This is a genomic window from Paracoccus sp. KR1-242, assembly GCF_049446195.1.
Classification (GTDB): Bacteria; Pseudomonadota; Alphaproteobacteria; order Rhodobacterales; family Rhodobacteraceae; genus Paracoccus; species Paracoccus broussonetiae.
The window spans coordinates 135,909-146,334 of the sequence record NZ_JBMSED010000014.1 but is presented as its reverse complement, the minus strand read 5'-3'; the positions used below and the strand labels follow the sequence as shown (position 1 = coordinate 146,334).

Genomic DNA, 10,426 nt, shown 5'->3' with positions numbered 1-10,426 from the left:
CCCAGCCTCATGCTCGGCCAGGATGCCGATGATCTGCTCTTCGCTGTATCTTGATCGCTTCATTGTCCGTCCCTTCGGTGGGTCGGACTCTAATCGCCGGTGGAGGAAAAATCCCGTGGCAGGTCAACCGCTGTCCGACAAATCTGCACGGAAAGTGAGGCAGATCCAATATTGCACGCCTAGAGGGGTCAGCTTTGTGAGCCGCTTGACAGCCACTGGTTCGACACCAGTCCCTTCACTGAAGAGGCCCGCCGCGATACTCAGCGAGATCCGACGTAGGTTGCCGCATTGCTGATTTCCATCGAGCCGCGAACCGGTTCCGGTGCGACCTCATGAAATAAATCCCACCTTATTGGATTTTTTTCATTGGCGTTTGACGATTCGTCCCGGCGCTTTTTATTTCTTGCACTGTGCAACATGCATCATGTTGCGAGATTAATTTCAGGGGTTGGCGGGGAGGCCGACCTTCATGGCGCTGCGGCCATCCCGCAGATAGGGAGGATAATATGAAAAGCACGACTTGGGCGGGGCGCCTTGCCACCGCCACGGCAGCGTCTTGCCTGATGGTTGCGGGCACGGCCCAGGCTCAGGACACCTTGCGATGCGCCCCGGGCGAAACCTATGTGATGAACGTCATGGTCTCGGCCCACCCCTATTGGGTGCCGGTCTATCAGGGCTTCAAGCAGGCCGCGTCTGCCTTTGGCTGCGAGACCGTGCTCTCGGGCACGCCTGATTACGACATCACCAAGCAGATCGCTTCCTTCGATCAGGATCTGGTCAAGCAGCCCGCCGGGATCCTGCTGCATCCGATGCAGTCCGACCCGTTCATCGAGCCGATCAACCGCGCCATCGACAGCGGGATCGACGTCGTGACCTTCGCCGCAGATAGCCCGCTGTCGAAGCGCACGGCCTATGTCACCTCGGACAATCTGGCAGAGGCCAAATTCGCCGCGGAAGAGATCGTGAAGCAGGTGGGCGACAGCGCCGAATATGCCGTTCTTGAAAACCCTGGCCAATCGAACCATGACCTGCGGGTGACGGCGCTGATCGCCTATATGGAGCAGCACTATCCGAACATGAAGCTTGTCGGTCGGCAGGCCTCGAACCAGGATGCGACCGCCGCATATCGGGCCACCGCCGCGATCCTGCAGGCCAATCCGAAGCTTGCCGCGATCTGGATACCCGAGGCGGGCTCGGCCGAGGGCGCGGTGACCGCCATCCTCGAGGCGAAGGCCGATGTGCTGGTGATGCATGCAGACATCACCCCCGCGACGCTGGAGCATATCAAGGCGGGCAACATCCACATGGCGCTGAATCCGAACCAGGGCATCCAAGGCTATATGGGGTTCATGGCCGTGTTCCTTGCGGCGCATCACGATGGCTTCGATCCCTTCAACGACTACAAGGTCTCGGGCTACAATCCGATGCAGATCCCCTTCATCGACAATGGTTTCGCAGTCATCACCAAGGCCAATGCCGACAGCTTCGACCTGAACGCCTACATGCAGGGCCGCGACCCCAGCTGACATAAACGCGCCCTCTGGCCGCCCGTCCGCCACCGGGCGGCCATTTCCGCAAAGCCACGAGCGTTTGATGACCGAGACACCCATCCTTGAAGTCAGGGGCGTGACCAAGAGCTTTGGTCCGATCCACGCGCTGCGAGGCGTCGATTTCCGCCTGATGGCGGGCGAGATCCACGCCCTGGCCGGCGAGAATGGCGCGGGGAAATCCACCCTGATGAACATCATCGACGGCATCCTGCAGCCCACCGGGGGTGAGATCTTCTGGCAGGGCCGCCCGGTCCGCATCCCATCGCCCACCGCCGCACAGGCGCTTGGCATCGGCTTCGTCCATCAGGAGATCGCACTTTGCCCCGACGTCTCGGTGGCCGAGAACATCTTCATGGCGGCCACCAATATCAGCCGCGCGCCCTTCATGGACTATCGCGCGCTTGAACGGCGGGCGGGTGAAATCCTGTCTCAGATCTGCGGCATCGATCAGCGCCGGATGGCGGGCGATCTGGCGATTGCCGAACAGCAGTTGGTCGAGATCGCCAAGGCGCTGACGCTGGACTGCAAGGTGTTGATCCTGGACGAGCCGACCGCTGCGCTGACCAACCGCGAGGCCGAGGCGCTGTTCCGCATCATGCGCCGCCTGGCCGACCGCGGCATCGCGATCATCTTCATCTCGCATCGAATGGCCGAGGTGTTTGAGAATTGCGACCGCGTGACGGTATTCCGGGACGGGCAATACATCGCCACGATGAACATCGCCGACATCACCCCCGACGATGTGGTCAAGGCCATGGTCGGCCGGGTGATCGGGGATCTTTATCCGCCCAAAGCGCGCGCCGGCAGCATCAGCGAGCAGGCTGTGCTGGAAGTCAGTGGCCTGACCGACGGGTGCCGGTTCCACGACGTTTCGTTCCGCCTGCGCAAGGGCGAGATCCTTGGCATCGGCGGTTTGATCGGCGCGGGCCGCAGCGAGATCGTTCGCGGCATCTGCCGGCTGGAGGGCGAGGTTCAAGGCGAGATTGCGCTGGACGGCCGCCCGCTGGCGCTGCGCGACTATCGCGACAGCATCCGAGCGGGCCTTGTTTACCTGTCCGAGGATCGCAAGGGGGATGGCGTCTTTCTGGACATGTCGATCGCCGCGAATGTCTCGGCCCTTGACATCAGCCGTGTGGCGAGCCGCGCCGGGCTGATCTCGGAAGCGCGCGAGCGGGCGCAGGCGGACGAACTTGGCCGCAGGCTGAACCTGAAATGCGACCAGCTTTCCGACCCGGTCGCCTCGCTTTCCGGCGGCAACCAGCAGAAGGTCGCGATCGCCAAGATGCTGACGGTCGGCCCGAAGGTGATCTTTCTCGACGAGCCGACACGCGGCGTCGACGTGGGCGCGAAGGCCGAGATTCATCGCATCCTGCGCGATCTCGCCGGGAAAGGCACCGGGATCGTCGTAATCTCGTCCGAAATGCCCGAGCTGATCGGGCTTTGCGACCGGGTAATCGTGGTCTGCGAAGGCCGCATTACCGGCGAGGTCGAGGGCGAGCGGATGACCGAGGAAAACATCATGCAACTTGCCTCAGCCGCCTTGCCGCGCGGACGGGTGGCCTGAGGGGGAGGCGCGACATGGAGAACTCGATGAAACTGGCAGGCACCGACCGGACCCGGAGCACGGGTCTGGCAAGGCTGCTGAAAATGCGCGAGACCGGGCTGATCGCGATCATTCTGGTGCTGTTTGTGGCGATGTCCTTCGCCTCGCCCTATTTCCTGACCTGGGTCAACATCCGGGCCATGGTCATGGCTTTCGCGGTCGAGGGGATCGTCGTCGTCGGCATGACGGTCCTTCTGATCTCGGGCGGGATCGACCTTTCGGTGGGCTCGGTCACGGCGCTGGCCATGGTGATCGCGGGGCTGTTGTTTCTGAACGGGGTCGACCCCTGGCTTGCCTCGGCCATCGCCATCGCGGCCTGCACCGGGATCGGCGCGCTGATGGGATTTTTTGTGACCAGGATCGGCTTGCACCATTTCATCGTCTCACTGGCAGTGATGGTGATCGCGCGCGGGCTATGCCTGCTGGGCACCGGGGGACGTCCGCTTGGCCTCTACACCTTGCCCGAAAGCTTCAAGTTCATCGGGCAGGGCTCGATCGGACCGATCCCGGTGGTCATCCTGATCTTTGTCGTGGTCGTGGTGGTCTTCGACTTCCTGCTGCGCCGCTCGACCCCGTTCCGCCGTGTGTTCTATACCGGCTCCAACGAAAAGGCCGCCGCCTATTCCGGCATCCGCACCAAGAAGGTGATCTTCCTGACGACCACGCTGTGCTCGGCGCTGAGCGGGGTGGCGGGGGTGATCTACATGGCGCGCTTCGGCTCGGCCCAGCCGACCTTCGGCACCGGGATGGAGCTGAACGTGATCGCCGCTGCCGTGATCGGCGGGGCCAGCCTCAAGGGTGGGTCGGGCACCATCCTTGGCGCGATCCTTGGCGCGGTGCTGCTTTCGGTGGTCTCAAGCTCGCTCGCACTGCTCAATGTGTCGGTCTATTGGCAGGACATCATCCGCGGCTCGATCCTGCTCGCTGCGGTGACGGTCGATCACTACCTGAACAAGAAACGCGGCTAGGGGGGCAAGGTGATGGTCGACACGCTGCTTGACTATGCGCTGGCTCGGCAGATCCAGACGGTTCTGGTGATGCATTTCATCGAAGGCATGAAGCAGTCCACGATTTCCGAACGGCTGAATCTGTCCACCTCCAAGGTGAACCGGCTGATCGCGCAGGGCCGCAAGCTGGGCATGGTCCAGATCGAGATCAGCAGCCCGTGGCAGCGGCTGACCGACCTTGAACGGCGGCTGGTGGCCGCAAGTCGCCTGCGTTCCGCCGTGGTGACGCCGACCCTGTCCGATAAACCCGACACCCAGCTTGGGCAGGTCGGCGGGGCGGCGGCGAACCTGTTGGTCGAAACGCTGCGAGACGGTGATGTGGTGGCGATCACCGGCGGCAAGGCGATCTCGGCCGTGGTCGAGAAGCTGTCGCCCGAGCGCTCGCTGGACGTGACCGTGGTGCCGCTGACCGGGGGGGTGCAAGGCAAGTATTACACCGACGTCAACCACCTTGTGTCGCGTATGGCCGAGCGGCTGGGTGGGCGCGCGATGCTGGTTCATGCCCCGCTCTTGGCCGAGAACCGCGAGCAGCGCGAGATGCTATGCGCCATGCATCCGGTGCGCGAGGTGTTCGAACTGGCCCGCCGCGCCAATGTGGTGCTGACCGGCATCGGCTCGATCGCGCCGCGCGGGTCGAGCTATTACGACCTGGCGCCGCTGAGCGAGGCCGACGGCAAGGCTCTGGTCAATCTGGGCGTAGGGGCCGAGTTCATGGCCTATCTGATCGGTCAGAACGGCCGGGTGGCGGATTATGCGCTGAATTCGCGTCTGGTCGCGGTGCATCCGTCCGAGCTGGCCTCGTGCAGGCAGGTGATCGGGGTTGCGAGCGGCGCACAAAAAGTCGATCCGATCCGCGCCGTGCTGCGGGGCGGGTTCCTGAACACATTGGTGACGGATGAGCGCACGGTCGAGGCCGTGGTGGCGAAACTGGAAGGAGAGGTTCATGTCGCATGACATGCTGACGCGCCCGATCGGGGGATCCGGGATCACGGCCTCGGTCATCGGACTGGGCACTTGGGCGATCGGCGGCTGGATGTGGGGCGGCACCGACCGCGCCGCATCCATCGCGGCCATCCAGGCGGCGGTCGACGAGGGGGTCAGCCTGATCGACACCGCCCCGGCCTACGGTCAGGGCGTGGCCGAGGAAATCGTCGGCGAGGCTTTGCAGGGCCGCCGCGACAAGGTCGTCTTGGCGACGAAATGCGGCCTGATCTGGCACGCGCGCCAAGGCAACCACTTCTTCGACTACGACGGCCAACCCGTGCATCGCCACCTTGGCCGCGCCTCGATCATCCATGAGGTCGAGCAGAGCCTGCGCCGCCTGCGGACCGATTGCATCGACCATTACATCACCCATTGGCAAGATCCGACCACGCCGGTCGAGGAAACCATGGCCGCGCTGGAGGAGCTGAAGCGCGCGGGCAAGATCCGCTCGATCGGGGCCAGCAATTGCTCGGTGTCGGATTTGCGGGCCTATCTGGGGGCGGGACAGCTTGACGCCGTGCAGGAGGAGTATTCGATGCTGAAGCGCGACATCGAAGACACGCTGCTGCCGGTCTGTCTGCAGGCGGGCGTCTCGGTCCTCAGCTATTCCTCGCTGGCGCTTGGCCTCTTGTCCGGGCGGATCGGTCCGGATCGGGTGTTTTCGGGCGATGACCAGCGCAAGGACAATCCGCGCTTCTCGCAGGAGAACCGCCGCAGGGTGGCGGCGCTGATGGAGGAGATCGCCCCCGTCGCCCGCGGTCATTCGGCGACGCTGGCGCAGGTGGTGATCGCCTGGACCGCGCAGCAGCCGGGCATCACCTTCGCGCTTTGCGGGGCGCGCAATCCCGAACAGGCGCGCGAGAATGCCGCGGCGGGCCGCCTGCGGCTGACCTCCGCCGATCTGCAAACGATCTCCGATGCGGCGAGGCGCCACCTGACCACGCTGAACGCCTGAGCCAGTCCCGAAGACCAGTTTCAATGCCGCCGGAGCCGCTTCCGGCGAATGGATGAGCCATGTCCAGAACCCGAGCCGACGAGATCGAGAGCCTGCGCCGCGACAGCCATTTCGATGTGCTGGTCGTCGGCGGCGGCATCAACGGCATCGGCGTGTTCCGCGAACTTGCCTTGCAGGGACTGCGGGTGCTGCTGGTCGAGCGCGAGGATTTCTGCTCGGGCTGCTCGGCAGCGCCCTCCCGCATGATCCATGGCGGGTTGCGCTATCTTGAAAATGGAGAGGTGGGTCTTGTCCGGGAATCCCTTGCAGAACGGGACAACCTGCTGCGCAATGCCCCCCATCTGGTCCATCCGCTGCCGACGACCGTGCCAGTGGCCTCGCGGTTCAGCGGGCTGTCGAACGCCGTCGCCGGCATATTCGGCGGCAAGGGAAAGCCCGCCCCGCGCGGCATCGTTCCGGTCCGGCTGGGGCTGATGCTTTATGATCTGATCACCCGCCGCAACCGGCTGCTGCCCCGCCACCGCAGCCATTCCGCAACCGAGACGCGCCGCCTGTGGCCCGAGCTTACGCCGGAGGCGCGTTGGTCGGCTACGTATCACGACGCCTGGATTTCGCATCCCGAAAGGCTGGGAATCGAACTGATCCTCGACACCGCAAGGGACGCGCCGCAATCGGTCGCCCTGAACTATGCCAGCGTCGCGCCGGGCGCGCCGGGCTTTATCCTGACCGATGGCGAAAGCGGCGCATCGCTGCCGTTCACCGCCCGGCTTGTCGTCAATGCAACCGGGGCCTGGCTTGACCGGACCATCGCCGAACTGGGCGGGCGGCAGGACGGGCCGCTGGTTTCAGGGACCAAGGGCTCGCACCTGATCCTCGACAATCCGGCGCTGTTCAGCGCGCTGAACGGTCACATGATCTATTTCGAGAATGCCGATGGCCGGGTGTGCATCACCTTTCCCTATTTGGGACGGGTGCTGGCGGGATCGACCGACATCCGCGTCGACCGCCCCGGCCGCACGCGCTGCGACGAGGCCGAGGCCGAGTATATCCTCGCCTCGCTGCGCCTGATCTTTCCGGGGATCGCGCTGGGTCCTGGGCAGATTGTCTTCAGCTATTCCGGCATCCGCCCGCTGCCCACCAGCAACCACGACTTCACCGGCCGCATCTCGCGCGGGCATTTCATCCGCCGGATTGCGGGCAAAGTGCCGCAGATTTGCATGGTGGGGGGGAAATGGACGACCTTCCGCGCCTTTGCCCAGCAGGTCGCGGATGAGGTGCTGGCCGAACTGCGCCAGCCCCGGCGGCAGCCCACGCAAGACCTTTCCATCGGCGGCGGCCGCGATCATCCGGGGGCGGAGCGGCTTGCGCGGGCCCTGCAGGAGGGATTCGCCATTCCCGCCCCCCGGGCCCAGCGTCTGGCCGCCGTCTATGGCACGCGGGCGCGCGATCTGCTGGCGCATTGCCGCGACGATGACCCGCTGGCTCCAAACTGCCCGCTGAGCCGCGCCGAGGTCGTCTGGATCGCGGCGCAGGAACGGCTGGAACACCTTTCGGACCTGGTCCTGCGCCGCAGCGATCTTGCGATCACCGGCGTGCTTGACGCGCGCATGATCGACGCCGCTGCGGGTGTGCTCGCCGAGGCGAAGGGGTGGGACGCCCCTCGCCGCGCCGCCGAGGTCGCGGCGATCATAGATGAACTGGCGCGCTTTCATGGCGTGTCCCATGCAACTTTGACCGAACGAAGCGAAAGGAACCTGACACCATGCGTCTCAGCCCAAAGGCCCGCATGAACCGGATGTTCACCAATGGCCGCTGCCTTGACGTGGCGCTGGACCACGGTGTCTGCAACGAACCCGGCTTCCTGATCGGGCTGGAAAACATGGGGGGCGTCGTCGATGCACTGATCGGCGCCCGGCCCGACGCTATCCAGATGGCCTATGGACAGGCCGACCTGCTGCAAGCGCGCCCCGAAAGGGACAAGCCCGCGCTGGTCATGCGCATCGACATGGGCAATCCCTATAATGCACAGCGCCACCGGGTGATGTGGTCGATGCTGCAAAACGCCGAGGAGCCGATCATCGGAGCGCTGGAGATGGATGCGGCCTGCGTGGTTGTGAATTTGTTCATGCTGCCGGATGAACCCGAACTGTTCCGCCAGTGCGTCGGGAACATCAGCCGCGTGCGCGCCGCCTGCCACCACTACGGCATGCCGCTGATGATCGAGCCGCTGGTGATGTTGCCGAATGACATTCGGGGCGGCTATCAGGTCGATGGCGATGCGGAACGGATCGTGACGCTGGTGCGGCTCGCCTCCGAGATGGGTGCGGATATCATCAAGGCAGATCCGACCGACGACCCCGAGGCCTTTCACCGCGTGGTGGAAACAGCGCGGGTTCCCGTGCTGGTGCGCGGTGGCGGGAAAGAGGACCTGCGCGCTGTCTTGGACAAGTCCGCGCGGCTGATGGGGCAGGGGGCGCATGGCATGGTCTATGGTCGAAACATTTATCAGCACGACAACCCAAAGGCGATCGTGGCGGCCTTGATGGCGATCATCCATCACGGTGCCAGTGGCGAGGAAGCATGGGAGATCTACAAGAATGGCTGAGGGTATGCGTTATCTTCTGGGTCTCGATGCCGGAAACACCGTCATCAAGGCCGTGCTTTTCGACCTGACCGGCCAGCAAGTCGCGATGAGCGCGATGGACGGCCAGTCCTCGCGCCCCGCGCCGGGTTTCGTCGAGCGCGATCTGGACGAACTCTGGTCGAATGCCCGCAAGGTGATCCGCGATTGCCTGCATCAGTCGGGGATTGCGCCGGGCCAAGTCGCGGCGATCGGCTGCGCCGGGCATGGCAACGGGCTTTACCTGATCGACGCCGCGGGAGAGGCGCTGCTGGGGGTGCAGTCGCTCGATACGCGCGCGGCGGGCATGGCGGCGGAATTGACCGCGCAAGGCGATGCTTTCCACGCCATCGCGCTGCAAAAGCCGTGGCCGGCGCAGACGCCGACCTTGCTCGCGTGGGTCAAGCGTCACCGTCCCGAGGTCTTTGCCCGTGCTGCCACGCTGATGATGAGCAAGGATTTCATCAACTTTCGCCTGACCGGCGAGCGCACCGGCGACATTTCGGACATGTCCGGCGCGGGTCTGCTGCGGCTGCCGGAATGCCGCTATGACGAAAGCCTGATGGCGCTTTACGGGCTGGCTGACGCCATGGCGATGCTGCCCCGGCTGGTTGGACCCAGCGACATCGCCGGGCGGGTCAGCACTACGGCGGCGCAGGAGACCGGCCTTGCCGAGGGGACGCCGGTCATAGGCGGCTTTTTCGATGTCGTCTCCTCGGCTTTGGGGGCGGGGTCGGTGCGGGCGGGCTCCGCCTCAATCATCGCAGGAAGCTGGGGGATCAATCAGGTGTTTTCGCAAGAACCGGCGATCAATCCTGATGTCTTCATGGTCGCGTGTTTCGGGCCGGGGCGGTTCGTCAACATCGAATCCAGTGCAACCTCGGCCGCCAATCTGGAATGGTATGTTCGCGAATTCCTTGAACGCGGCGGCCATCACGACGATCCGTTCGGTTATTGCAACGCCCTGATCGCCGGGGTGACCCCGAGGGACGACGACGCGTTCTTTCACCCATTCCTCTACGGCTCGGGGCAGGGGGCCGCGTTCCGCGCCGGCTTCTACGGAATCGCCGGCTGGCATGGCGAAGCGCATCTGCTGCGCGCATTGTTCGAGGGCGTGATGTTCGAGCACCGCCGTCATATCGGCGTCTTGCGCGGCGCGGGCCTTGCCGTGGCCGCGGCGACGTTAACCGGGGGTGGCTCGCGCAGCCCGGTCTGGCCGCAGATGTTCGCGGACGGGCTGAACCTGCCGGTGACCGTGGCAGCCGCCCGCGAAACGGGCGCGCTTGGCGCGGCGATCGGGGCGGGCGTGGGGGCGGGCCTGTTTTCGGATTATGAGGCTGGCGCCGCCGCGATGGCCTCGGCCGCGACCCGCTATGTTCCAGATCCGGCGATGGTCGCGCATTATGACCGCCGCTATTGCCGCTATCTTGACCTGACCTCGCGCATGCGCGGTTTCTGGTCCGGCGAGTGAGCAGGGGGGACGCACCTTGGCCAACTACCCGCGCAGAAGTGGCCGCAAGAATTCGGACCAGCAGTTGATTGGTCTCCTGCAGAGGTTGGGGAGCAGCGCAGGATGCCGATGATCCGTTCATCGCTGAATTGGTCCGCTTCAACACACGCAGGCCACATGTACCGCCACGCGTCCTCTGCCGTCGTGGGTCTGGTGGCGGCAACTGGCACCTGCGCAACGTGACTATGTGCAGGACC

8 protein-coding genes are annotated in these 10,426 nt (G+C 64.7%); all 8 read left to right on the top strand.

Features of this window, described 5'->3' with window-relative positions:
• The first annotated feature begins 506 nt into the window (after positions 1-506).
• The 8 genes from ACO2Q4_RS20245 (at position 507) to ACO2Q4_RS20210 (ending at position 10,190) form a co-directional block, all read left to right on the top strand.
• Entirely contained in the window at positions 507-1,526 is a 1,020-nt protein-coding gene (locus tag ACO2Q4_RS20245; protein ID WP_423321507.1) for a substrate-binding domain-containing protein, read from the top strand.
• A gap of 67 nt (positions 1,527-1,593) precedes the next feature.
• Complete coding sequence (locus ACO2Q4_RS20240) at positions 1,594-3,114, top strand: sugar ABC transporter ATP-binding protein (protein WP_423321505.1); 1,521 nt, start codon at positions 1,594-1,596, stop codon at positions 3,112-3,114.
• 26 nt (positions 3,115-3,140) lie between these two features.
• Complete coding sequence (locus ACO2Q4_RS20235) at positions 3,141-4,121, top strand: ABC transporter permease (RefSeq protein ID WP_423321503.1); 981 nt, start codon at positions 3,141-3,143, stop codon at positions 4,119-4,121.
• Positions 4,122-4,133: 12 nt separating this feature from the next.
• The gene (locus ACO2Q4_RS20230; RefSeq protein ID WP_423321501.1) at positions 4,134-5,114 is read left to right on the top strand and encodes a sugar-binding transcriptional regulator; all 981 of its coding nucleotides are present in this window, start codon (positions 4,134-4,136) and stop codon (positions 5,112-5,114) included.
• Positions 5,104-6,099, top strand: a complete 996-nt coding sequence (locus ACO2Q4_RS20225) for an aldo/keto reductase (protein WP_423321499.1) — start codon at positions 5,104-5,106, stop codon at positions 6,097-6,099. The genes ACO2Q4_RS20230 and ACO2Q4_RS20225 overlap by 11 nt, the downstream gene beginning before the upstream one ends.
• 59 nt (positions 6,100-6,158) lie before the next feature.
• Complete coding sequence (locus ACO2Q4_RS20220; protein ID WP_423321497.1) at positions 6,159-7,889, top strand: glycerol-3-phosphate dehydrogenase/oxidase; 1,731 nt, start codon at positions 6,159-6,161, stop codon at positions 7,887-7,889.
• Positions 7,862-8,704 (top strand): class I fructose-bisphosphate aldolase, encoded by an 843-nt coding sequence (locus ACO2Q4_RS20215; protein WP_423321495.1) that lies wholly within the window; start codon positions 7,862-7,864, stop codon positions 8,702-8,704. The genes ACO2Q4_RS20220 and ACO2Q4_RS20215 overlap by 28 nt, the downstream gene beginning before the upstream one ends.
• Entirely contained in the window at positions 8,697-10,190 is a 1,494-nt protein-coding gene (locus ACO2Q4_RS20210) for an FGGY-family carbohydrate kinase (RefSeq protein WP_423321493.1), read from the top strand. The genes ACO2Q4_RS20215 and ACO2Q4_RS20210 overlap by 8 nt, the downstream gene beginning before the upstream one ends.
• The last annotated feature ends 236 nt before the right edge of the window (positions 10,191-10,426 follow it).

What these genes read in the sequence shown, in the direction of transcription:
- ACO2Q4_RS20245 (WP_423321507.1), top strand. Translation starts at nt 507, where the DNA reads ATGAAAAGCACGACTTGGGCGGGGCGCCTTGCCACCGCCACGGCAGCG.
- ACO2Q4_RS20240 (WP_423321505.1), top strand. Translation starts at nt 1,594, where the DNA reads ATGACCGAGACACCCATCCTTGAAGTCAGGGGCGTGACCAAGAGCTTT.
- ACO2Q4_RS20235 (WP_423321503.1), top strand. Translation starts at nt 3,141, where the DNA reads ATGAAACTGGCAGGCACCGACCGGACCCGGAGCACGGGTCTGGCAAGG.
- ACO2Q4_RS20230 (WP_423321501.1), top strand. Translation starts at nt 4,134, where the DNA reads ATGGTCGACACGCTGCTTGACTATGCGCTGGCTCGGCAGATCCAGACG.
- ACO2Q4_RS20225 (WP_423321499.1), top strand. Translation starts at nt 5,104, where the DNA reads ATGTCGCATGACATGCTGACGCGCCCGATCGGGGGATCCGGGATCACG.
- ACO2Q4_RS20220 (WP_423321497.1), top strand. Translation starts at nt 6,159, where the DNA reads ATGTCCAGAACCCGAGCCGACGAGATCGAGAGCCTGCGCCGCGACAGC.
- ACO2Q4_RS20215 (WP_423321495.1), top strand. Translation starts at nt 7,862, where the DNA reads ATGCGTCTCAGCCCAAAGGCCCGCATGAACCGGATGTTCACCAATGGC.
- ACO2Q4_RS20210 (WP_423321493.1), top strand. Translation starts at nt 8,697, where the DNA reads ATGGCTGAGGGTATGCGTTATCTTCTGGGTCTCGATGCCGGAAACACC.